The sequence below is a fragment of the Pseudomonas sp. NY15435 genome (assembly GCF_048068295.1).
Classification (GTDB): Bacteria; Pseudomonadota; Gammaproteobacteria; order Pseudomonadales; family Pseudomonadaceae; genus Pseudomonas.
This window is the reverse complement of sequence record NZ_JBLUQA010000005.1, coordinates 364,724-385,853: the sequence shown is the minus strand read 5'-3', so window position 1 is coordinate 385,853 and position 21,130 is coordinate 364,724. Positions and strand designations below refer to the sequence as shown.

22 protein-coding genes are annotated in these 21,130 nt (G+C 64.5%); 11 read left to right on the top strand and 11 right to left on the bottom strand.

The features are described from left to right. Nucleotides 1–5: 5 nt before the first annotated feature. From sdhA to sdhC, 3 genes are read right to left on the bottom strand one after another with little or no spacing between them, the layout of a single operon-like run. Entirely contained in the window at nt 6–1,778 is a 1,773-nt protein-coding gene (sdhA, locus tag ACNFH5_RS14655) for a succinate dehydrogenase flavoprotein subunit (protein WP_054907941.1), read from the bottom strand. Nucleotides 1,779–1,781: 3 nt separating this feature from the next. Continuing rightward, nucleotides 1,782–2,150 (bottom strand): succinate dehydrogenase, hydrophobic membrane anchor protein, encoded by a 369-nt coding sequence (gene sdhD, locus ACNFH5_RS14650; protein WP_024765472.1) that lies wholly within the window; start codon nt 2,148–2,150, stop codon nt 1,782–1,784. Beyond that, nucleotides 2,144–2,530, bottom strand: coding sequence for a succinate dehydrogenase, cytochrome b556 subunit (gene sdhC / locus ACNFH5_RS14645; protein ID WP_162483999.1), 387 nt, complete (start codon nt 2,528–2,530; stop codon nt 2,144–2,146). Before sdhC ends, sdhD begins: the two co-directional genes overlap by 7 nt. A gap of 354 nt (nt 2,531–2,884) precedes the next feature. On the opposite strand from sdhC, the gene gltA reads away from it, so the two are divergent. Then, nucleotides 2,885–4,168, top strand: a complete 1,284-nt coding sequence (gene gltA, locus ACNFH5_RS14640) for a citrate synthase (protein WP_045208034.1) — start codon at nt 2,885–2,887, stop codon at nt 4,166–4,168. Nucleotides 4,169–4,398: 230 nt separating this feature from the next. Here gltA and ACNFH5_RS14635 read toward each other — a convergent pair whose 3' ends face one another. The 3 genes from ACNFH5_RS14635 to ACNFH5_RS14625 form a co-directional block, all read right to left on the bottom strand. After that, nucleotides 4,399–5,004: an START domain-containing protein gene (locus tag ACNFH5_RS14635; protein WP_045208037.1), complete on the bottom strand. Its 606-nt coding sequence runs from the start codon at nt 5,002–5,004 to the stop codon at nt 4,399–4,401. A gap of 124 nt (nt 5,005–5,128) precedes the next feature. Continuing rightward, nucleotides 5,129–5,383 (bottom strand): YkgJ family cysteine cluster protein, encoded by a 255-nt coding sequence (locus ACNFH5_RS14630; RefSeq protein WP_416747018.1) that lies wholly within the window; start codon nt 5,381–5,383, stop codon nt 5,129–5,131. 21 nt (nt 5,384–5,404) lie between these two features. Continuing rightward, entirely contained in the window at nt 5,405–7,651 is a 2,247-nt protein-coding gene (locus tag ACNFH5_RS14625; protein ID WP_416747016.1) for an alpha-glucosidase, read from the bottom strand. Nucleotides 7,652–7,722: 71 nt separating this feature from the next. Here ACNFH5_RS14625 and ACNFH5_RS14620 point away from each other — a divergent pair, with 71 nt between their 5' ends. Further along, entirely contained in the window at nt 7,723–8,064 is a 342-nt protein-coding gene (locus ACNFH5_RS14620) for a DMT family protein (protein ID WP_045208042.1), read from the top strand. A gap of 66 nt (nt 8,065–8,130) precedes the next feature. Here ACNFH5_RS14620 and ACNFH5_RS14615 read toward each other — a convergent pair whose 3' ends face one another. Next, nucleotides 8,131–9,009, bottom strand: coding sequence for an NAD(P)-dependent oxidoreductase (locus ACNFH5_RS14615; protein WP_416747014.1), 879 nt, complete (start codon nt 9,007–9,009; stop codon nt 8,131–8,133). Between the two features lie 116 nt (nt 9,010–9,125). Here ACNFH5_RS14615 and ACNFH5_RS14610 point away from each other — a divergent pair, with 116 nt between their 5' ends. Continuing rightward, nucleotides 9,126–9,677, top strand: coding sequence for an exonuclease domain-containing protein (locus ACNFH5_RS14610; RefSeq protein ID WP_416747012.1), 552 nt, complete (start codon nt 9,126–9,128; stop codon nt 9,675–9,677). Nucleotides 9,678–9,788: 111 nt separating this feature from the next. Continuing rightward, a complete protein-coding gene (locus tag ACNFH5_RS14605; RefSeq protein ID WP_088417293.1) occupies nt 9,789–10,070 on the top strand; it encodes a pyrimidine/purine nucleoside phosphorylase in 282 nt (93 codons plus the stop codon). A 146-nt stretch (nt 10,071–10,216) separates the two neighbouring features. Here ACNFH5_RS14605 and ACNFH5_RS14600 read toward each other — a convergent pair whose 3' ends face one another. Next, the gene (locus ACNFH5_RS14600; RefSeq protein ID WP_416747010.1) at nt 10,217–11,134 is read right to left on the bottom strand and encodes a CobW family GTP-binding protein; all 918 of its coding nucleotides are present in this window, start codon (nt 11,132–11,134) and stop codon (nt 10,217–10,219) included. Further along, nucleotides 11,131–12,879, bottom strand: coding sequence for an amidohydrolase (locus ACNFH5_RS14595; protein WP_416747008.1), 1,749 nt, complete (start codon nt 12,877–12,879; stop codon nt 11,131–11,133). Before ACNFH5_RS14595 ends, ACNFH5_RS14600 begins: the two co-directional genes overlap by 4 nt. 111 nt (nt 12,880–12,990) lie before the next feature. On the opposite strand from ACNFH5_RS14595, the gene ACNFH5_RS14590 reads away from it, so the two are divergent. Next, nucleotides 12,991–14,061: an AraC family transcriptional regulator ligand-binding domain-containing protein gene (locus tag ACNFH5_RS14590; protein WP_416747007.1), complete on the top strand. Its 1,071-nt coding sequence runs from the start codon at nt 12,991–12,993 to the stop codon at nt 14,059–14,061. A 124-nt stretch (nt 14,062–14,185) separates the two neighbouring features. Here ACNFH5_RS14590 and ACNFH5_RS14585 read toward each other — a convergent pair whose 3' ends face one another. Continuing rightward, nucleotides 14,186–14,602 (bottom strand): VOC family protein, encoded by a 417-nt coding sequence (locus ACNFH5_RS14585; protein WP_416747005.1) that lies wholly within the window; start codon nt 14,600–14,602, stop codon nt 14,186–14,188. Nucleotides 14,603–14,619: 17 nt separating this feature from the next. Further along, on the bottom strand, nt 14,620–15,045 hold the full coding sequence (locus ACNFH5_RS14580; RefSeq protein ID WP_416747003.1) for a YciI family protein: 426 nt from the start codon (nt 15,043–15,045) through the stop codon (nt 14,620–14,622). A 248-nt stretch (nt 15,046–15,293) separates the two neighbouring features. Here ACNFH5_RS14580 and ACNFH5_RS14575 point away from each other — a divergent pair, with 248 nt between their 5' ends. From ACNFH5_RS14575 to ACNFH5_RS14550, 6 genes are all read left to right on the top strand, one after another. Further along, nucleotides 15,294–15,944, top strand: coding sequence for a hypothetical protein (locus ACNFH5_RS14575; protein ID WP_416747001.1), 651 nt, complete (start codon nt 15,294–15,296; stop codon nt 15,942–15,944). A 73-nt stretch (nt 15,945–16,017) separates the two neighbouring features. Next, a complete protein-coding gene (locus ACNFH5_RS14570; protein ID WP_416746999.1) occupies nt 16,018–16,485 on the top strand; it encodes a YbaK/EbsC family protein in 468 nt (155 codons plus the stop codon). A gap of 354 nt (nt 16,486–16,839) precedes the next feature. Next, entirely contained in the window at nt 16,840–18,063 is a 1,224-nt protein-coding gene (locus ACNFH5_RS14565; protein WP_416746997.1) for an SfnB family sulfur acquisition oxidoreductase, read from the top strand. Between the two features lie 9 nt (nt 18,064–18,072). After that, on the top strand, nt 18,073–19,446 hold the full coding sequence (locus ACNFH5_RS14560) for an LLM class flavin-dependent oxidoreductase (RefSeq protein ID WP_416746995.1): 1,374 nt from the start codon (nt 18,073–18,075) through the stop codon (nt 19,444–19,446). After that, on the top strand, nt 19,446–20,111 hold the full coding sequence (locus tag ACNFH5_RS14555; protein ID WP_081516688.1) for a methionine ABC transporter permease: 666 nt from the start codon (nt 19,446–19,448) through the stop codon (nt 20,109–20,111). The genes ACNFH5_RS14560 and ACNFH5_RS14555 overlap by 1 nt, the downstream gene beginning before the upstream one ends. Before the next feature lie 126 nt (nt 20,112–20,237). After that, nucleotides 20,238–21,008, top strand: a complete 771-nt coding sequence (locus ACNFH5_RS14550) for a MetQ/NlpA family ABC transporter substrate-binding protein (protein WP_416746993.1) — start codon at nt 20,238–20,240, stop codon at nt 21,006–21,008. The last annotated feature ends 122 nt before the right edge of the window (nt 21,009–21,130 follow it).

Sequence of the window (21,130 nt, the reverse complement as noted above, 5' to 3'; positions counted from 1 at the left end):
CACCCTTAGTAAGTACGAACCTTGGGTTCGAATGCCGGAACAGTTTTCGGCGCGAAGTTGACGGCACGCTTGGCTACACGCTTCTCACCCGGGAAGTACAGGGTGTGGCACAGCCAGTTCTCGTCATCGCGCTCCTCGAAGTCTTCACGGGCATGCGCGCCGCGGGACTCTTTGCGGGCTTCTGCCGCAATCGCAGTGGCTTCGGCCACTTCGAGGAGGTTCTGCAGTTCCAGCGCTTCGATACGCGCCGTGTTGAATGCCTGGCTCTTGTCGTTGATCTTGACGGTAGCGATACGCTCACGCAGATCAGCCAGCTGAGCGATACCTTTCTGCATGTACTCGCCGGTACGGAACACACCGAAGTAGTTCTGCATGCAGGATTGCAGCTCGCGCTTGAGCGGAGCGACTTCTTCGCCGCTGGTGCGCTCGTTCACGCCGTTCAGGCGCTTGAAAGCGGATTCCAGGTCGGACTCGGAAGCCTGGCGGTGCTCGATACCGTCCTTGAGCGCCTTCTCCAGGTGCAGACCGGTGGCACGACCGAACACAACCAGGTCGAGCAGCGAGTTGCCGCCCAGGCGGTTGGCGCCGTGTACCGATACGCAGGCCACTTCGCCTACGGCGAACAGGCCTTCGATGATCTGCTCGTTGCCATTGGCATCGGTGGTCAACGCCTGGCCATGAATGTTGGTGGCAACGCCGCCCATCATGTAGTGGCAGGTCGGGATAACCGGGATCGGAGCGACAACCGGGTCGACGTGAGCGAAGGTCTTGGACAGTTCGCAGATGCCAGGCAGGCGGCTGTGCAGAACTTCTTCGCCGAGGTGGTCGAGCTTCAGCAGTACGTGGTCCTTGTTCGGGCCCACGCCGTTGCCGGCGATCACTTCTTTAACCATGGAGCGGGCGACTACGTCGCGGCCGGCCAGGTCCTTCGCGTTCGGAGCGTAACGCTCCATGAAACGCTCGCCATGGGCGTTGATCAGGTAGCCACCCTCACCGCGGCAACCTTCGGTGACCAGTACGCCAGCGCCGGCGATGCCGGTCGGGTGGAACTGCCACATCTCGATGTCCTGCACCGGAACGCCAGCGCGCAGGGCCATGCCGATGCCGTCACCGGTATTGATCAGGGCGTTGGTGGTGGAGGCGTAGATACGGCCGGCACCGCCAGTGGCCAGGACCACGGCTTTGGAGCGGATATAAACGGTGTCGCCGGTTTCAATGTCGATGGCGATGACGCCAACCACATGACCGTCCTGGTTCTTCACCAGATCGACCGCGTACCACTCATTAAGGAAGGAAGTACCGTTCTTCAGGTTGGCCTGATAGAGGGTGTGCAGCAGGGCGTGACCGGTACGGTCGGCAGCGGCGCAAGTACGCGCAGCCTGGCCGCCCTTGCCGAAGTCCTTGGACTGGCCACCGAACGGACGCTGGTAGATGCGGCCCTGCTCGGTACGGGAGAACGGCAGGCCCATGTGTTCCAGTTCGAACACGGCTTCCGGGCCGACGGAGCACATGTATTCGATAGCGTCCTGGTCACCGATGTAGTCGGAGCCCTTGACGGTGTCGTACATGTGCCAGCGCCAATCGTCGTTCGGGTCGGCCGAAGCGATGGCGCAGGTGATGCCGCCCTGGGCGGATACGGTGTGCGAACGGGTCGGGAAGACCTTGGTCACCACGGCAGTCTTGTGACCACCCTGGGCCAGTTGCAGTGCGGCACGCATGCCGGCGCCGCCGCCACCAACGATGATGGCGTCGAAGGAAAGAGTACGAATGCTAGCCATGGATCAGTTACCCCAGAGAATCTGCACACCCCAGACGAAGAATGCGAACATGGCCATGCCGCATACCGCCTGGACGAGGAAACGCACGACGGTCGCGGACTTGCCCAGCGCCATCGGAGTCAGGTAGTCGGTGGTGATGGTCCACATACCGACCCATGCGTGCACGCTCAGGGAAACCAGCGTCAACAGGCTGAAGATCTTCATCAGGCTGTGGGAGAACAGACCATGCCACTCGGCGTAGGTGATGCCCGGGTGAGCGATCAGGAAGCCCAGCAGGAAGAGAACATAAGCCGCGAGAACGACCGCGGAGACGCGCTGGACCATCCAGTCATAGAGACCCGAACGCGACAAGTTAGTGACGTTAGTTACCATACCCATACCCCCGCCAGAACGATCAGCACCACTGCGACAGCGATGACGATTTTCGAACCACGCTTACCGCCTTCCAGTGTTTCGCCAATACCTGCGTCCATGACGAGGTGACGAATACCGGCTACCAGGTGGTACAGCAGCGCAGACAGCAGGCCCCAAATCACAAGCTTGACCAACGGATGGGTCAGACACGCCTTCACCTGCTCGAAGCTGTCTTCCGATGCGAGGGAACGATCCAGTGCGAACAGCAGCACTGCGATGCCCACGAACAGAATGACGCCAGAGATACGGTGGAGAATCGACGTGTAAGCAGTGATAGGGAGTTGGATGGTCCTTAGGTCTAGGTTTACGGGTCGTTTGCTATTCACGGCTTTTTTCACACTGAGAGCCCTTCTATGGATCAGGGCTAGTTGTCGGGAGGTGCACTTGTCAGGTACCCATCACCTTCGGGAGTGACAACCACCAATCAAGCGAGGCCGGACGGCCCTTGGCGGCTGGTCGCCGAGTATAGACAGTTAGGCCCCTAATGACAACGGAAAGACCTTCACCTAAGGACTAATTGCCGCACCCCCCGAAAAGGCGTAAACAGGCAATTTTTTTCGCCAAAACAGAGGCTTGGAGGAGCCAATCTTCTCCGATTGTGCAAATTGACATTCGGATTTATCTCTCTATAGTGGTGCGGGCCCTGCGTGGGGGGTCGTACAGATGATTTCAAGCATAAATAGGAGGCCATCATGGCTGACAAAAAAGCGCAGTTGATCATCGAGGGCGCTGCCCCCGTCGAACTGCCTGTCCTCTCCGGCACGCTGGGTCCCGATGTTGTCGACGTGCGGGGCCTGACCTCCACGGGTCACTTCACTTTCGACCCCGGCTTCATGTCCACTGCCTCCTGCGAGTCGAAGATCACCTACATCGATGGTGATAAAGGTGTGCTGCTGCATCGCGGCTACCCGATCGAACAGCTCGCCGAGAAGTCCGACTACCTGGAAACCTGCTACCTGCTGCTCAACGGCGAACTGCCCACTGCCGAGCAGAAGGAAAAGTTCGTCGGCACCATCAAGAACCACACCATGGTTCATGAGCAGCTGAAGACCTTCTTCAACGGTTTCCGCCGTGATGCGCACCCGATGGCCGTGATGTGCGGCGTTATCGGTGCCCTCTCCGCCTTCTATCACGACTCCCTGGACATCAATAATCCGAAGCACCGGGAAGTCTCGGCGCATCGTCTGATCGCCAAGATGCCGACCATCGCTGCCATGGTGTACAAGTACTCCAAGGGCGAGCCGATGATGTACCCGCGCAACGACCTGAACTATGCAGAAAACTTCCTGCATATGATGTTCAACACCCCGTGCGAGACCAAGCCGATCAGCCCTGTGCTGGCCAAGGCCATGGACCGCATCTTCATTCTGCACGCCGACCACGAGCAGAACGCCTCCACCTCCACCGTGCGCCTGGCGGGCTCCTCGGGCGCCAACCCGTTCGCCTGTATCGCCTCGGGCATCGCCGCCCTGTGGGGACCGGCTCACGGCGGTGCGAACGAAGCTGTTCTGCGCATGCTGGACGAGATCGGTGACGTATCGAACATCGAGAAGTTCGTGGCCAAGGCCAAGGACAAGAACGATCCGTTCAAGCTGATGGGCTTCGGCCACCGCGTCTACAAGAACTTCGACCCGCGCGCCAAGGTCATGAAACAGACCTGCGACGAGGTTCTCCAGGAGCTGGGCATCAACGACCCGCAACTGGAACTCGCGATGAAGCTGGAAGAAATCGCCCGCCACGATCCGTACTTCGTGGAGCGCAACCTCTACCCGAACGTGGACTTCTATTCCGGCATCATCCTGAAGGCCATCGGCATTCCGACCAGCATGTTCACCGTGATCTTCGCCCTGGCACGTACCGTGGGCTGGATCTCGCACTGGCAGGAAATGCTCTCCGGTCCGTACAAGATTGGCCGCCCGCGTCAGCTGTACACCGGCGCCACCCAGCGCGACTTCGTGGACCTCAAGGCCCGCTAAGCGCTACGGCGTTAGAGAAAGGCCGCCTTCGGGCGGCCTTTTTTATTGTCGCGGGCAATGCTTCGCCTTCCTGTAGGAGCGAGCTTGCTCGCGAACAGCCCTCTGCAACACCTGCGTCAGGCGATTCGCGAGCAAGCTCGCTCCTACGAAGAACCTCACCGACGCGCCACGACAGGAACGAAAAAGCCGCCCGAAGGCGGCTTTTTCATGGAGGGGAACGAGTGCGCCGTTTACTTCTCGGCGGCGCTGCGCAGGCCCTTCAGGGTATTCATCGGCGCATCGACCACGAAGCTGTTGGCCAGCCACGACGGAATGCTGCCACCCGGCTCGGTCTGCACCTGGTAAGTCACTTCGGTCACGCCGGCGCCCTTGGGGACCAGCTTCCACTCGCCGATCAGCTTCGGCACGCGGATTTCGCCCTTCTCTTCCGGAATGTAGGTCGGCTCGGCCTTCAGGTGGCGGATCAGGCCGCCGTCAGCGGTCTTTTCGGTGGTCACATGGATCACCACGTCGCGGCCGGTCACCGGCCAGGGCATGTCGATCTTCGAGTAGGTCCAGGAATTGTCGCCTTCGGTTTTCAGCAGGCGCATTTCGGCACAGGCGTGGATCCACTTGCAGGAACCGGCCACGTCCTCCTGCAGGGCGTTGATCTTGGCCACATCGGCCTTGATGTCGACGACGCCACGGTAGGCCTTGTACTTGGAGCCTGCCACAGGGCTGAGGAAGACCTTCACTCCGTCTTCTTCCTTCTCCAGCTTCCAGTCTTCCGCCAGGGCAGCACCGGCAAAGCCCATCACGGCAGTGGCCAGCAGGGTCATACGCAATACACCACGCATCGTCTTACCTCTCTTTATTCTTGATCTTGTGGGGGCAGCAAATGCCGCCGCCCCGTCGCAATCCGCGGTCTTGAGCGGGTCGGGGCGTCAGTATGGACCGCGAAAACGTGACTTCCAAGTCACATCAGGCGGCGGTGATGCGTTCCCACTCGGTGAGTATCTGCAACGCCTGCTCGCTACTGCTGCCGCAGGCGTCGGCGTCCGCATCGAAGGCCGCACAGACCTTTGGACGTCGCGAGTCGCCGAATAGTTTGCACAGATTGCGTTCATCCAGCTGCACGCAGCGCACGCCCGCCGGTTTGCCGTCGGGCATGCCGGGGATGGGCGAGGAAATCGATGGCGCGATGCAACAGGCGCCACAGCCGATACGGCATTGCATGGATGAACTCTCTACTCGACTTCAAGGATTGGAGCGCAGCAGCCCCTGTTCGCGCAGCGCCGCCACCAGGCGTTCGCCGTCGGCAGAACCAGCGCGGTAGAACACTGCTGGCTCACCAATCGGCGTGGGAACTTCGACCGCCTCGCCAGCAGCCACCTCGAAAGTGCTGCCGCTCCACAGGTGAACCCAGCGACCCTCGGGCAACGCCACGTTCAGACGCTGCACGCCAGGCTCCAGCACCGGGGCCACCAGAAATTGGTCGCCGAGCATATAGCTCGTCGGGGTTTCCGCCAAGCTGGCCGGATCAGCGGGGAATTCCAGCCACAGCGGACGCACCAGCGGCCAGCCATGCTGCGCCGCCTCGTCCATCAGGCGCTGACGGTACGGAGCCAGCTCACGGAACACCATGGCGAAGCGCTGCAACTGCGCGACCGTGGCGGGCGTACTGTAGGCTTGCACATTGTCGTCCGGACGATTGCCCTCGTGGGTCCGCAGCAGACTGGTGAACGCGGAGAACTCCATCCAGCGCAGCAGCAGTTCCTCGCTTCGATGGTAGTTCCTGATCGGGCTACTGATAGTGGTGTAACCGCCGGTGTCGCTGTGATTCAGGCTGAAACCGGATACGCCGCCGGACAGCAACCCCAGTAGCGCGCTGTGCAGGCCATCGTCGGCATCCCAGGTCACCAGTTGGTCGCCCAGCCATAGGCTGGTGGTCAGGCCGGGGCTTCGGCTGTATGCCGAACGCATGAAGAACAACAGGTCGCCGGCGCCCTCCTCGTCCACCAGTTGCCGATTGAGCTTCGCCCACAGCTCCGGATAGCGATTGTGCAGCGCCGCAGCTGATTCGCCGGATGCCAGCTTCGCGTCGTAAGGCAGCGCCTCGCCGAAGTCAGCCATCCAGCCGGAGAAGCCGGCGCCGAGCATTTCCTCACGCATCACCCCACGCAGCCAGTCAGCCGCCTGGGGATTGCTCAGGTCGACCAGCCCTGCGCTGAAGCTGGTGTTCTGCAACAGCAACGGCTGTCCCTGTTGATCCAGGGTCAGATAGCCGTGTTCCACTGCCTCGCGGTAGAGATTGCGGGTCGTCCCGCCTTTCTCCGTCGTGTCCACCAGGAAGGGATTCACATAGGCCAGGCTGCGAATGCCCTTGGCCCGCAGTTCAGTATTGAACGCCGACCAGCCCGGATAGCGCGCGCCATCCAGCACCCAGTTCCACCACAGCTGCTTGCCGAAGCTGGTGGTGCGCTGGCCGACCCAATCCTGCACCCAGACACCGGCCAACGGCACCCTCGCCTGCTCCAGTTGCTGGACGATGCCACGTACACGCTCAGTACCGCCTTGCAGCCCGAGGATCGCGCCCTGCTGGGTCCAGGCCGGCAGCGGCGGCATACGTCCGACCACCGAGGTGTGCGCCTCGATCAGGGCTTTGGGGCTGCTGCCTTTATAGAAGTGGGCCTGGAGCTTGCCGGCATGTACCTCCAGCGCCACCCGCTGGTCGTCGCGAAGGTCGAAGACCTGGTACTCCGCTGCCTCGCTGAAGAAGCCGTGCAAGCGCGAAGTGAGATAGAAAGGTACTGGCGCGTAGGTGGTCCACCAGTCGCCACCGGCGCGGCTCGTCAGGTCGGCGGCCAGCGTGATCGGCTGCAGCCCCCGCCCCACACCCTGTTCCTGCACCAGGATCGGCAGACGGCGCCCGCTCAGATCGAAACGGGTGAACTGCTCACCGAACCCATGAAACTGCTCGTCTTCCTCCCGCGCCCACGCCAGATAGAGACGGTTCAGCGCCGGGTCGCCCAGGCTCACGTCCATCACTACGCCACGTTCGCCATCAGCGCGCAGCGCAACGGTATAAGGCGCCTGCCGGCCATCGGCACAGCTGAGCGTACCGGAGATCAGCAACCTGTCCGCTTCAGCACGCACGGCAGCCAACTGTTGCTGGCGGCACAGCAACTCGCGGTGTTCGTGGACGAACATCGCGCCGCGATGCTCTTCAGCCGCGACGCGACCGATGCCGGCGGCCAGAAATCCACCATGGGTCTGCCACAGCGTCTGCGCAGGATGCTCGCCCGCGCGCAGGGTGAAGGAGGCGCCGTCCCACTCCAGGCGATAGTCACCCAGACGCCAACTCTGCCCAGGCGCCATGGCCGGAGCCACCGTCAGCTGTGCCCATACCGGCCGCTGCTGCCACCACTGCCAACCTTTCCAGCCGCCCAATACCAGCAACCCCAGCAGCACCGCTGCCGTTCCCCGCAATACCAACCTGATCAAATCCCCGCCCCTTGGCTGTCGCGTCGCGCATCCAGTAGGCTCAGGCGCAGTCCCCCACTGGAGCCGCTGCCATGCCGGTCTGGCTGCAAACCGCGTTTCTTCTGTCGCTCTCCAACCTGTTCATGACCTTCGCCTGGTACGGCCACCTGAAAACCCTGAGCAGCAAGCCGTGGATCATCGCGGCGCTGGTCAGCTGGGGCATCGCACTGTTCGAGTATTTGCTGCAGGTGCCGGCCAACCGCATCGGCTACACGGTGATGTCGGTGGGGCAACTGAAGATCATGCAGGAGGTCATCACGCTGGCGGTCTTCGTGCCGTTCAGCGTGTACTTCATGCAGCAGCCACTGAAGCTCGACTATCTGTGGGCCGGCTTGTGCCTGCTGGGCGCGGTGTACTTTATCTTCCGCGCCTGAGGCGAACAGGAGCGGCGCACGACGATCTCTGCGACCGATGGCGCCACCTGCGGGAATGAATGGGGATCAGGACTCGGACGCGCCCTGAAGACGGGTGATCAGACTGGAGGTGTCCCAGCGCCCGCCGCCAGCGGCCTGCACCTCAGCGTAGAACTGGTCCACCAGCGCCGTGACCGGCAGCTGCGCGCCATTGCGGCGTGCTTCGTCGAGGACGATCCCCAGGTCCTTGCGCATCCAGTCCACGGCAAAGCCGAAGTCGAAACGACCTTCCAGCATGCTCTGGTGGCGATTTTCCAACTGCCAGGATTGCGCGGCGCCCTTGCTGATCACTTCCATCGCGGCCATGCCGTCGAGGCCGGCGCTCTGGGCGAAGTGCAGCGCCTCCGACAGCCCTTGCAGCAAGCCACCAACACAGATCTGGTTGACCATCTTGGTCAGTTGGCCGCTGCCCACCGGCCCCATGCGTCGCACCATGCGCGAATAAGTGGCGATCACCGGTTCGGCGCGGGCGTAGAGGTCCGCATCACCGCCGACCATCACCGTCAGCGCGCCATTCTCGGCGCCCGCCTGGCCGCCGGAGACCGGCGCATCGAGGAAGCCCAGCTCGCGCTCGGCGGCTGCCACCGCCAGCTCTCGCGCCACTTCGGCCGAAGCGGTGGTGTGGTCCACCAGCACGGCGCCGGGCTGCATGCCGGCCAACGCGCCGTCCTCGCCCAGCACCACGCTGCGCAGGTCGTCGTCATTGCCGACACAGCACATCACGAAGTCCGCCCATTGTGCGGCCTCCCGCGGGGTATCGGCCGAGCGACCGCCAAACTGCTTGACCCACTGAACGGCGCGGCTCGCGGTGCGGTTGTAGACACACACCTCATGCCCTTCGCGCGCCAGATGTCCGGCCATGGGGTATCCCATTACGCCCAGGCCGATGAATGCCATTTTCGCCATCGCAGTCCCCTTGTCCGAAGAAGGCGCTCAGCCTAGCACAGCGGTTTGCCGGTCCCGCAAACGCCTTCCATACTCGATTCGAACCCAACTTTCGAACCCAACCACGAGCACCGACTATGCCCCACTGGCTGGTGATCGACCTGGAAGCCACCACCGAGGAAGGTGGCTGGCCGGTCGAAGAAATGGAGATCATCGAGATCGGCGCGAGCCTGGTGGCCGAGGCCGACGGCCGCGAGCTGGACCATTTCCAACGTTTCGTCCGCCCGCAGCGACGCCCGCTGCTGACCAGCTTCTGCCGCGAACTCACCCACATTACCCAGGCCAATGTCGATGCAGCCGCACCGCTGCACGAGGTCTGGCCACAATTCGAGCGCTGGCTCGCCCAACACAGCCCGCGCCTGGCCGGCTGGACCAGCTGGGGCGACTATGACCGCCATCAACTGGAACTGGAGTGGCGCCGCCAGCACCTGGACAGCCACCTTTCCTGCGTTCCCCACGTCAACCTCAAGCAGCGTTTCGCCCAGGCCCGCCAGCTCAAGCGCCCGGTGGGCCTGAACGCCGCGCTGCACCTGGCCGGCCTGCACTTCCAGGGGCAGCCTCACCGCGCCCTGGAAGACGCTCGCAACACCGCCCGACTGCTGCCACTGACCCTGCCCGTCGCCGGCTGAAACCGTCCATCATTCGCTGACCGTACGGTCGTCTGCGCCGCTCTAGTGACGGGGCCTGCGGCCTTGGGCATACTGGCGAGCCCTTTTTCACCCCTCTAGCAGGAGAAGCCCATGTTCAAGGTCAACGAGTACTTCGACGGCACCGTCAAATCCATCGCCTTCGACATGACCGCAGGCCCGGCCACCATCGGCGTGATGGCTCCCGGCGAATACGAATTCGGCACCAGCCAGCTGGAGGTGATGCACGTCGTCGCCGGCGCGCTGACCGTCAAGCTGCCCGGCAGCGACAACTGGGAAACCTTCGAAGGCGGCAGCAACTTCACCGTGCCGGCCAACAGCAAGTTCCAGCTGAAAGTCGCCCAGGACACCGCCTACCTCTGCGAATACCGCTGAGTTCGGCTGCTGCGTGAAAAACCGGCCCTGGTGGCCGGTTTTTTATTGCCCACGCTCCGGGGCGGATCAGACCTGCAGGAGCGAGCTTGCTCGCGAACCGCCCAACGGCGCTGCAGCCGGGGAAATGTTCGCGAGCAAGCTCGCTCCTACAGAAAGCAAGCGCGTAGCCCGGCCTCAAGCTCAGCACGCAACCCCGCATCCTTCTCGGCGATGAACACCAGCCGCGAGCCCTGCGCCGCCTCGGTCGCCGTCGCCGGGCGCAATTGATAGCGCCCGCCTACGAACTGCAGCCAGGCCGTCTCGTCCTGCCCGGCCAGTCGAATCAGCCCCTTGAGGCGCAGCAAGCCGCGCGGCAAAGTCTCCAGCCAGTGCTTCAGCCGCGCGCCATCGAAGCTCGACTCGCCCTGCCAGCTCCAACTGTCGAACAGCTCGCCATGGTCGACGCCTTCCTGCCCATGGGGCCGCAACTTGCGCGACGGCTCACCCAGCAACAGTTCATCGGGAATCTGCGCCTGGATGGTTTCCAGCACCCGCGCGCCGCGACCGAAGCGTTCGCGCTGGCCGGCAAGCTCGTTGGCATCCAGCAGGTCGCACTTGTTCAACAGCAGCAGGTCGGCCGCTGCCGCCTGCATGCGTTCCAGCCGGGCGTACTCGCCTTCGAGCGGTTCACGGCGGGCAGCGTCGACGACGGTCAGAACGGCGTCCAGATGCAGGCGCCGGCGCAGTTTCGGGTAACCCAGCGTCTGCACGATGCGCTGCGGGTCGGACACCCCGCTGCACTCGATCACCACCTGTTCCAGTGGCGGATGCAGGTTCGCCAGGCGCTCCAGTTGTGCCAGCAGGTCATCCTGTACGCTGCAGCAGATGCAGCCATTCTCCAGGCTGTACACCGCCTCGGTCTGCTCGGCGATCATGCCGGCGTCGATGTTCAGTTCGCCGAAGTCGTTGACGATCACCGCCAGGCGCCGCCCCTCGCAGCGCTCCAGCAGGTTGCGCAGCAGGGTGGTCTTGCCGGCGCCGAGGAAGCCGGCAACCACCGTCACCGGAATGCTCGCGGCGCTCATGCGTTGACGCCTTCGATGCGCGGCGGCTCACCCTGCCAGACTGCCGCCAGGGCGGTATCGCTGAACTGGCCGAGGCGGTCGTACACCGGGTGGCCTTCGACGAAGGTCAGCTGCACTTCGGTGCGGTGGATGAAGTTGCGCGCCGGCTGCTCGAAGAGGTTGCGATCGAGCACGATGAAGTCCGCCGACTTGCCCACCTCCAGGCTGCCGGTGAGCTGCTCCAGGCCCATGGCGTAAGCGCCATTGAGCGTCGCCACGCGGATTGCCTGCTCCAGGCTGATCGGCTCGCCAAAGCAGGCCGGGTCGTCGTTCCAGGGGTTCTGCCGGGTCACCAGGGTTTCCAGCGCCAGCCAGGGGTCGATGGACGCCACCGGCCAGTCGGTGCCGAATACTGCAATGCCGCCGGCGGCCAGCACGCCCTTGAAGTCATAGATACGCTTCAGGCGGTCCGTGCCGTAGCCCGAACGCGCGCCGCTGGCGAAAGGTGTCGGGTACCAGGCTGCCGGGGAGAACTCGGCGATCACGTCCAGTTCGCGGAAGCGCTTGAGGTTGCCCGGATGCAGGATGGTGCTGTGCGCACACTGGTGGCGTACGCCGCTGAAGCCGTTGCGCCGACGCGCTTCGGCCACCGCGTCGAGGAACACATCGGACGCCGCATCGCCGGTGCAGTGGGCAATGACGCGGATACCGCGACGGTCCATGTCCACCACCATGTCGGTGATGTGCTCGGGCGTCAGGTTGAGTTTGCCACGCCAGGCGTCCTCGCCCGGCCAGGGCGTAATAAGGAAGGAGGAACGCGGCTCGACGGTACCGTCGAAGTGGAATTTCACCGCATTCGCCGACAGCCGCGCACTACGGTAATAGTGGCGTTCGCCAGCCAGCAGCTCCCAGCGGCGACGCACCGGGAAGATGTCGTCCTGCCAACTGATCGCCGCTTCCACGCGCAGGGTCAGTTGCCCGGCGTCGTCGAGGTACTTGAGGGCGTCCAGGCGGTTCTCGCAGACGTGCAGGTACTTGGCCGCAGTGACGCCGCGCGAGCTCTGGAAGTGCACCCCTTCGCGGTAGGACTGGCGCAGCACCTTGGCCGGGGTCGGCGGCATGGCGGCGTGGATCAGCGCGTAGGCACCGTCGATCAGCAGGCCATTGGGCTCGCCGGTCAGCTCGTCGCGCTCCAGGTAACCGTTGCGTGGGTCGGCGGTGCTGGCGTCGATACCGGCCAGTTGCAAGGCACGGGAGTTGACCATCATGGTGCCCCACATGCGATCGAGCAGCGCCACGGGCCGGTCTGGCATCACCGAATCGAGCCACTCGCGGCCCGGCTTCAGCCCGGCCTCGCGGAAGGTGTAGCGTACCCAGTACTGGCCGTAGACCCAGCCATCACCGGGGTGGGTGTCGGCATAGTCGCGGATCGCCTTGGCCAGTTGCTCCGGGGTCGGGTCCTCGATGCCGACATCGAGGTCGTCGGCATAGCGCGGGTTCAGCGCCAGGTCCGGATGGGTATGCATGTCGTGCAGGCCGGGCATGCAGAACGCGCCTTCGAGGTCGCGTACCAGGGTATCCGGGCCGATCAGGTGCTCCATGTCCTCGCGCTTGCCCACCGCCAGCAGCCGGCCATCGCGGATGGCCACGGACTCGGCCCAGGGCTGGGCAGGGTCGAGGGTATAGAAACGGCCATTGTGCAGCAGCAGCTCCGCGAAGCGGCCGGTGGGGGAATTGGAGGAGCGGAAGCGATCCGGAGCGGTCATGGGAAGCCCTTGTTGTTCTTGTCCGTGGCGGCAGTATAGGGCTCGACTTTCAGTCATTGACTAGCAGAAGATAACAACTCGCTAGCATTAGACGACAGGTTGAAAGCGCGAATGCCCACCGCTTCCTTCGACATCGATTACGCCGCTCGACAGCTGTTCCGCCACTTCCTCGACGAGTGGCGTGCCCGCACCGCATTGCCGGCTCTGGCGCCCCTGCTAGGAGGGCTCGGCCTGCCAGTGAGCGGTGAAGCGGCGGCCGCCGAGATGAACTTCGCGCGTTACTACCGCCTGCTGCAGCAGGCCGCCGGGCTGCTCGGCCCGAGTGACTTCTTCCTGCGCCTGGGCCAGCGCTACAACCTCTATGACCTGGGGGTGATCGGCTACGCGCTGATCAGCGCGGCCAACCTGCGGCGCTCCTGGGACATCTCCCTCGGCCAGCCGTCGAGCCTGATGCCGCATCCGATCCACACCCACCGCGAGGAAGTCGGCGAGCACATCCGCCTGACGCTGCAGTTGCCGCCCTTCGGCGAGGTGGAACGCATCGCCCTCTGCGAGGAATGGCTGAGCAGCACCTGGCGCTGGCTGTGTCAGCGCCTGCCGGACCTTGAGCACTGCACCGGCATGCAGTTGCGCCTGCCCTACCCGCCCCCCACTCATGCGGCCTTGTATGGCGAACTCTTCCCCGGCCCCTGCCACTTCAATGCCGGGCAGGCTGAGCTGTGGATGCCGAAGGCATTCCATGACCAGCCCTTCTCCACCGCCAACCCATCGGTAAGCCGGCTGTGCCAGGCGCAGGGCGCGGCGACCCTGGCCAGCTTCGAACGCGGCCAGGCGCTGCCGGACGATGTGCGCTACTACCTGCTGCAGAATGCGCGCATCCCACTGCCGGACCTGGAGCAGACCGCCGCCTGGCTGCGCCTGCCGCCGCATACACTGCAACGCCGGCTGCGCGACCACGGGCTGACCTTCAAGGGAATCGTGCTGGAAGTTCGGATGGCGCTGGCCCAGCGCTATCTGCTGGCCAGCCGGATGGCCTTGCAGGAGATAGCCTTCCTGCTCGGTTATGAGCATGTCACCAGCTTTCACCGGGCTTTCCAGCGCTTCACCGGGACGACGCCGGAGCGGTTTCGTGCCAGTCGTGGAAGCTCGAATGAACGCCCTCTCCCCCCACCCTCTCCCTGAAGGGAGAGGGAGCCGTCCGCACCGGCTGACAGTGATGTTTCAACCTGTGCCGATCGGTCCCCTCTCCCTTCAGGGAGAGGGTTAGGGAGAGGGGCATTTTGATCGTGCAGGATCGGTGCGGCGATCAGGCTTCCTTCTCGCAATTGATCATCCACGGCACCCCGAAGCGATCTTCCACGGCGCCGAACAATTCGGCCCAGAAGGTCTGCTCCAGCGGCATGGTGATCTTGCCGCCCTTGCCCAGCGCATCGAACAGGCGCCGGGCCTCGGCCTTGCTGTCGACATTAAGGGTGATCGACACGCCCTTCACCCCTTCGTACTGGCCGCATTGCGGAGAGGCGTCCGAGCCCATCAGCACGTGACCGTCCACTTCCAGGCGGACATGGATGACGCGGTTCTTCAGCGCCTCGGGCATGTCCTCGCAGCCCGGTGCGTCGGAGAAGCGCATCAGCGCCGGCAGCTCGGCACGCAGCACCTCGGCGTAGTAACGGAAGGCTTCTTCGCAGTTGCCGTCGAAGACCAGGTAGGCATTCATCAACATGGCGGTATCCTCCAGGCTCAGGATTTGCTGGCGATTTCGGCGCGCAGGCGGTCTTCCTGTTCGCGCAGTTCAGGGGTGAATTCGGCGCCAAAGTCCTCGGCCTCGAAAATCTGCCGGATCTCGATCTCGGACTCGCCGTCGAACGGGTTGGGGGAGCGCTTGACCCAGTCAATGCACTCCTGCAGCGACGCGGTCTGCATAATCCAGAAGCCGGCGATCAGCTCCTTGGTCTCGGCGAACGGGCCGTCGATCACCTGCCGCGACGCGCCATCGAAGCGCACCCGCGCGCCCCTCACGCTGGGATGCAGCCCCTCGCCGGCCAGCATCACACCGGCCTTCACCAACTCCTCGTTGTAGGCCCCCATGGCGGCGAGCAGCTCTTGCTTGGGCATCACACCGGCTTCGGAGTCGGCGGTGGCTTTGACGATCACCATGAAACGCATGGTCTTTCTCCTCTTGTCATTCTCTTGTAATTGCCAGCGTGGCGGCCGGTGGCTACCGGTTCCTGACTAGTAGTCGATGGGCGTGACCGCAGATCGACAGGCCACGAAAAAAAATTCCGAGCGGGGTTACGGGGGCTTTGAGCATAGGTGGTCGGGACACGGAGGGCCGGCGATATCGGAAATTTCGCTATGGACGGACGAGGCCAGCATCTTTAGAACGTGCCGCTCAGCAATCTCCGGGCGCCCCCATGCAGGTCCAGCTCATTCCCGTCATCGAACTGTTCTACCTGGTCGACTCCGTTCCGCTGCCATCCGGGGGGCCGTACTGGGAGCACGTGGCAAGCTGGCGGGCATACCATGAGCGCAACCTGCGGGCCAACGGCTTCAGCCCGCGCCTCAGGCCCTACCTGCCGGGCAGTGCGTTCCATCGCATTGCCGACCTGAGTGATGCGGACATCGCCCGGCTGATCCGGCTGCACTGCGACGAAGGGCTGACGGGCTCGGCGGACTGGCAACAGGTTCCCCCCCTACCCGGCGGCTATGTGCTGCGGGTGGGCAACCTCGACGTTCTGTTCCCGCAGTGCTGCAGCGACCTGGGCGATCTGCAAAGCTGGAAGCGCATCGCCGGCGGCAAAGGCGCCTACCTGTACAGCGGCCACCCTTCGCCGGATATCAGCCAGCAGAACCAGTCCGCCAGTTTCGACTTCAACGGGCCAGGCGAAGTCTTCGCCCCGCCACCACCGCTGCATTCGGTCACAGTGCCACTGAGCGAGCTGACTCGCGCCGTGCATGCCGCCGATCGGGAATTGCGCGTGTTTGCCGCGCGACTGGCGCTGGTCAACGCGGAACAGGCGCTGCACGTGCCCGACATCGAGACCCTGCTCATCCACGGCCGCTAGCCCTTCCGGTCTGGACAGACGAGGCCGGGCTCCCTAGATTCAGGCCTTTTCGCACGATACGGAGCATTCCCCCATGAGCCTGGAATCAGTTCGCGCCTTCTTCGCCGAAAAGGCCCCCGACATCGCCATCATCGAGCTGGAAACCAGCACCGCCACTGTCGCCCTGGCCGCCGAGGCCCACGGCGTCGAGCCGGGCCGCATCGCCAAGACGCTGTCCCTGCGCGTCGGCGAGCGCACCGTACTGGTGGTGGCGCGTGGCGACGCGCGACTGGACAACCGCAAGCTCAAGGAAGCCTTCGGCGGCAAGGCCAAGATGCTCGGCGCCGAGGACGTGGTGGCGCTGACCGGTCATCCGGTGGGCGGCGTCTGTCCGTTCGGCCTGGCGACACCGCTGCCGGTGTATTGCGATGTGTCGCTGCAGGCTTTCGACGAAGTGCTGCCAGCGGCCGGCGCGGTGCACAGTGCAGTGAGGATCGGGCCGCAGCGCATGGCGGAGCTGGTGGCGGCGGACTGGATCGATGTTTGTCAGGAGCAGGCCTGAGATCGCCGGGTCACCTGCGGGAACAAAGTCTGTCTGCAAAAACCGCCGAACCGTGTGGTTCGCGAGCAAGCTTGCTCCAACAAGTCAGCCATGGCGCGCTCTTCGTAGGAGCGCGCTTGCTCGCGAACCCGCCGGACCATCCATGACCTGTCGATTACGGCCCTGCTCCAACACTGTTGCTACAGCAACACCCAGCCAACACTTTGCTGTTTGCCCAGCGCCGCAACTGTTGGGCAAAACTATCAAGCCATTGATTTAAAAGGATTTAAATTTCCGGCACAGCTTGTGCAATGACCTGAACAGACAGGCCCGAACACCGGGCCGATTCATCTGCCCCGAGGTCGCTGTACTGCCATGTCCCAACTCCCCGAATCCGCCCACTACGACGTCCGTGAGCCGAACGCCCAGGTAATCGCCTCCGACGCCGAGGCCATCGAAGTCGCCCACAAGGTCGCCGCCTTCCTGCTCGAAGGCGCCGCGGAGCGCGACCGCAATCGCGAAGTCCCGCCCGAGGTCGTCGAGGTCTACTCCAACAGCGGCCTGTGGGGCATCACCGTGCCGCGCGAGTTCGGCGGCGCCGAGGTGTCCTACGCCACCCTCGCCGAAGTGATCGCCATTGTCTCCGCCGCCGACCCATCGCTGGGGCAGATTCCGCAGAACCACTACTGCCTGCTGGAAGACATCCGCCTGCAGGGCAGCGACGAGCAGAAGCGCTTCTTCTTCAACCTCGCACTCAAGGGCAACCGCTTCGCCAACGCCCTCTCGGAAACCGGCGGCAAGAACGTCCAGGATATCCAGACCCGCTTGCGCCACGACGGCGACAATGTGGTCATCGATGGCCGCAAGGGCTACTGCACCGGCTCGCTCTACGCCCACTGGATCGGCGTACTCGGCCTGGATGAGCAGAACAACGCCCAGCTGGCCTTCGTCCCGCGCGGTACGCCGGGGCTGGTGATCGTCGACGACTGGGCCAGCATCGGCCAGCGCACCACCTCCAGCGGCACCGTGCTGGTGGAAGGCCTGCGCGTGCCGGCGTTCAACGTATTCCCCACGCACCGCTCCTACGACGTGCCGACCCTGGCCGGCCCGTTCGCCCAGATCACCACCGCCGCCATTGACGCCGGCATCGCCCGCGCTGCGCTTCGCGACACCATCGCCTTCGTCCGCGAGCAGGCGCGCCCGTGGATCGACGCCGGCGTGGAGAAGGCCAGCGAAGACCCGCTGACCATCATCCAGGTCGGTGAGTTAGGCATCCGCATCGAAGCCGCCGACGCCCTGCTGGAGCGCGCCGGCAAGGTGATGGACGCCGCCCGCCCGGCGCCCGACGAAGACAATGTCGCTCGCGCGTCGGTCGCCGTGGCCAAGGCCAAGGTGCTGACCACCGAAGTCGCCATCGACGCTACCAACAAGCTGTTCGAACTGGGCGGCACCCGCTCCACCCTCGCCCGCCACGGCTTCGACCGCCACTGGCGCAACGCCCGCGTGCACACCCTGCACGACCCGGTGCGCTGGAAGTACCACCTGGTCGGCAACTGGCTGCTCAATGACAAGCGCCCGCTGCGCCACGACTGGAACTGAGGACGCGCGATGAGCAAGCAGATCCGTCTCAACGCCTTCGCCATGAACTGTGTCGGCCACCTCTCGCCCGGCCTCTGGCGCCACCCGCGCGACCAGCAGGCGGCGCGCTACACCGACATCCACTACTGGATCGAACTGGCGAAAACCCTCGAGCGCGGCAAGATCGACGGCCTGTTCCTCGCCGATGTGCTGGGCGTCTACGACGTCTACCACGGCAACGCCGACGCCGCGCTGTCCGCTGGCGCGCAGGTGCCGGCCAACGACCCGCTGCAGATCGTCCCGGCCATGGCCGCAGCCACCGAGCACCTGGGTTTCGGCATCACCGCCTCGGTGTCCTTCGAGCACCCGTTTCCCTTCGCCCGGCGTATCTCCACTCTGGACCACCTGACCCGTGGCCGCGCCGGCTGGAACATCGTCACCTCCTACCTCAATAGCGGCGCGCGCAACCTGGGGCTGAAGCAGCAGCTCAACCACCAGCAGCGCTACGCCCTGGCCGAGGAGTACCTGGAGGTCTGCTACAAGCTCTGGGAAGCCAGCTGGGACGATGACGCGGTGGTCGCCGACCGTGCCAGCGGCGTCTACGCCGACCCGCGCAAGGTGCACCCCATCGAGCACAAAGGTGAGCATTTCGAGGTACCCGGCTTCCACCTCAGCCAGCCGTCGCCGCAGCGCACCCCGGTGCTGTACCAGGCTGGTGCGTCGAGTCGCGGCAAGGCCTTCGCCGCCGGCAATGCCGAGTGCGTGTTCGTCGCTGCGCCGACGAAGAACATTCTCCGCGACCAGGTGGCCGACCTTCGCCGCCTGGCCGTGGAAGCCGGCCGCCAGGCCAGCGACGTGCTGGTTCTGAACCAACTCACGGTGATCGTCGCGCCGACCGACGCCCAAGCGCTGGCCAAGCTCGAAGACTACCGCCAGTACAGCGACCGCGAAGGCGCGCTGGCACTGGTCTCCGGCTGGACCGGCATCGACTTCGGCGAGTACGCACCGGACCAGGTGTTGCGCCACGTACAGAGTGACGCCATCCAGTCCGCGGTGGACGCATTCAGCGCTGCCGACCCACAGCGCCAGTGGACTGCGGCCGAGATAGCCGACTACTGCGCCCTGGGTGGTGACGGCCCGCTGCTGGTGGGCTCGCCGCAGACTGTGGCAGACCAGCTGCAGGCCTGGGTCGAGGAAACCGACGTGGACGGCTTCAACCTCTCCAGCCTGGTGGCCCCGGAGACCTTCGTCGACATCGTCGACCTGCTGGTGCCGGAACTGCAGGCACGCGGCCTGTTCAAGCGCGAGTACGAACAGGGCACGCTACGCAACAAGCTGTTCGGCCAGGGCGACCGCCTCGGCGCCTCGCACCGCGCTGCCAAGCTACGCAGGGGCCGCGAATGATGGACGGCTGGTTCCGCAACCTCGACTGGCACGACCTCGCCCAGGCCTGCCTGGACACCCTGGCCATGCTCGGCGGCGCGCTCGCCTTCACCGTGCTGCTGGGCCTGCCGCTGGGCGTGCTGCTGTACCTCACCGGCAAGCGCCAACTGCATGCCAGGCCAGGCCTGTACCGCGCGCTCTCGGTGGTGGTCAACATGCTGCGCTCGCTGCCATTCATCATCCTGCTGATCGTGCTGATACCAGTGACCACGCTGATCACCGGCACCTCGCTGGGCGTCGCCGGCGCCATCCCGCCGCTGGTGGTGGGCTGCACGCCGTTCTTCGCCCGCCTGGTGGAAACCGCCCTGCGCGAAGTCGACCGCGGCCTGGTCGAAGCCACCCAGGCGATGGGCGCCAGCACCTGGCAGATCATCTGGCACACCCTGCTGCCGGAAGCGCGCACCGGGCTGATCGCCGCCGTGACCGTCACCGCCATCGTGCTCGTGGACTACACCGCGATGTCCGGCGTGATCGGCGGCGGCGGCCTCGGCGACCTGGCCATCCGCTTCGGTTACCAGCGCTTCCAGACCGACGTGATGATCATCACCGTCGCCCTGCTGATCCTGCTGGTGCAGGCCCTGCAGATGAGCGGCGACCGGCTTGTAGTGCGCTACACCCGGCGCTGAATTCCCCGCCCACTCCCCATCCGGGAGCGGCATCCCGATCCACCCGCCGGCAGCCGGGCCCGCTGCCATCAAGGCCCCACGTCCACACCACGACGGCCCACCCACTACTGCCCAGGAGCAACACCCATGAAAAAGGCCATCGCCATTCTGGCGGCCGTCGTCGCCTTCTCCGCTCAAGCGGGGGAGAAACTCGTTGTCGGCGCCACCCCGGTGCCCCACGCCGAGATCCTCGAATTCGTCAAACCGGAACTGGCCAAGGAAGGCGTCGACCTGGACATCAAGGTCTTCACCGACTTCATCCAGCCCAACCTGCAACTCGCGCAGAAGAACCTCGACGCCAACTACTACCAGTACCGTCCGTTCCTCGATGACTTCAACAAGACCCGCCACACCGACCTGGTGCCGGTGGTGGGCATCCACATCGAGCCGTTCGGTGCCTACTCCACCAAGTACAAGTCCCTCGCCGAGCTGCCCGATGGCGCCAGCGTGGCCATCCCCAACGACCCGGTGAACACCGGCCGCGCCCTGGTGCTGCTGGCCGAGAGCGGCCTGATCAAGCTCAAGGACCCGAGCAATCCGCAGTCCACCCAGCACGACATCACCGATAACCCCAAGCACCTGAAGATCCGTGAGCTGGAAGGCGCCCTGCTGGCCCGCGCGGTGAAGCAGGTGGACCTGGCCTTCATCTTCGCCAACTACGCGCTGGAAGCCGGCATCGACACCAAGAGCGCGCTGATCGTGGAGAAGGGCAAGGACCTCTACGCCGAGTTCCTCGTCGCCCGCCCGGACAACATCCAGGACCCGGGCATCCAGAAGCTGGCCAAGGTGCTGAATTCGCCGGAAGTCCGCCAGTTCATCCTGACCCGCTACAAGGGCGAGATTGCGCCGGCGTTCTAAGCGCCGCCCCCTGTAGGAGCGAGCTTGCTCGCGAACCTTTCGCCCCGCAGCGGGGTTCGTTCGCGAGCAAGGGCTGAGGCGCCCCCCTCGGTCCTACGAAAAGCCCGTGCGGTGAGGGACCA

Bases quoted from the DNA above. Each gene is read 5' to 3' on its own strand.
- sdhD (WP_024765472.1), bottom strand. From the start codon at position 2,150: ATGGTAACTAACGTCACTAACTTGTCGCGTTCGGGTCTCTATGACTGG.
- ACNFH5_RS14595 (WP_416747008.1), bottom strand. From the start codon at position 12,879: ATGACCGCTCCGGATCGCTTCCGCTCCTCCAATTCCCCCACCGGCCGC.
- ACNFH5_RS14600 (WP_416747010.1), bottom strand. From the start codon at position 11,134: ATGAGCGCCGCGAGCATTCCGGTGACGGTGGTTGCCGGCTTCCTCGGC.
- ACNFH5_RS14610 (WP_416747012.1), top strand. From the start codon at position 9,126: ATGCCCCACTGGCTGGTGATCGACCTGGAAGCCACCACCGAGGAAGGT.
- ACNFH5_RS14590 (WP_416747007.1), top strand. From the start codon at position 12,991: ATGCCCACCGCTTCCTTCGACATCGATTACGCCGCTCGACAGCTGTTC.
- ACNFH5_RS14560 (WP_416746995.1), top strand. From the start codon at position 18,073: ATGAGCAAGCAGATCCGTCTCAACGCCTTCGCCATGAACTGTGTCGGC.
- ACNFH5_RS14630 (WP_416747018.1), bottom strand. From the start codon at position 5,383: ATGCAATGCCGTATCGGCTGTGGCGCCTGTTGCATCGCGCCATCGATT.
- ACNFH5_RS14635 (WP_045208037.1), bottom strand. From the start codon at position 5,004: ATGCGTGGTGTATTGCGTATGACCCTGCTGGCCACTGCCGTGATGGGC.
- ACNFH5_RS14605 (WP_088417293.1), top strand. From the start codon at position 9,789: ATGTTCAAGGTCAACGAGTACTTCGACGGCACCGTCAAATCCATCGCC.
- ACNFH5_RS14550 (WP_416746993.1), top strand. From the start codon at position 20,238: ATGAAAAAGGCCATCGCCATTCTGGCGGCCGTCGTCGCCTTCTCCGCT.
- ACNFH5_RS14555 (WP_081516688.1), top strand. From the start codon at position 19,446: ATGGACGGCTGGTTCCGCAACCTCGACTGGCACGACCTCGCCCAGGCC.
- sdhA (WP_054907941.1), bottom strand. From the start codon at position 1,778: ATGGCTAGCATTCGTACTCTTTCCTTCGACGCCATCATCGTTGGTGGC.
- ACNFH5_RS14615 (WP_416747014.1), bottom strand. From the start codon at position 9,009: ATGGCGAAAATGGCATTCATCGGCCTGGGCGTAATGGGATACCCCATG.
- ACNFH5_RS14585 (WP_416747005.1), bottom strand. From the start codon at position 14,602: ATGTTGATGAATGCCTACCTGGTCTTCGACGGCAACTGCGAAGAAGCC.
- ACNFH5_RS14580 (WP_416747003.1), bottom strand. From the start codon at position 15,045: ATGCGTTTCATGGTGATCGTCAAAGCCACCGCCGACTCCGAAGCCGGT.
- ACNFH5_RS14570 (WP_416746999.1), top strand. From the start codon at position 16,018: ATGAGCCTGGAATCAGTTCGCGCCTTCTTCGCCGAAAAGGCCCCCGAC.
- gltA (WP_045208034.1), top strand. From the start codon at position 2,885: ATGGCTGACAAAAAAGCGCAGTTGATCATCGAGGGCGCTGCCCCCGTC.
- ACNFH5_RS14565 (WP_416746997.1), top strand. From the start codon at position 16,840: ATGTCCCAACTCCCCGAATCCGCCCACTACGACGTCCGTGAGCCGAAC.
- ACNFH5_RS14575 (WP_416747001.1), top strand. From the start codon at position 15,294: ATGCAGGTCCAGCTCATTCCCGTCATCGAACTGTTCTACCTGGTCGAC.
- ACNFH5_RS14620 (WP_045208042.1), top strand. From the start codon at position 7,723: ATGCCGGTCTGGCTGCAAACCGCGTTTCTTCTGTCGCTCTCCAACCTG.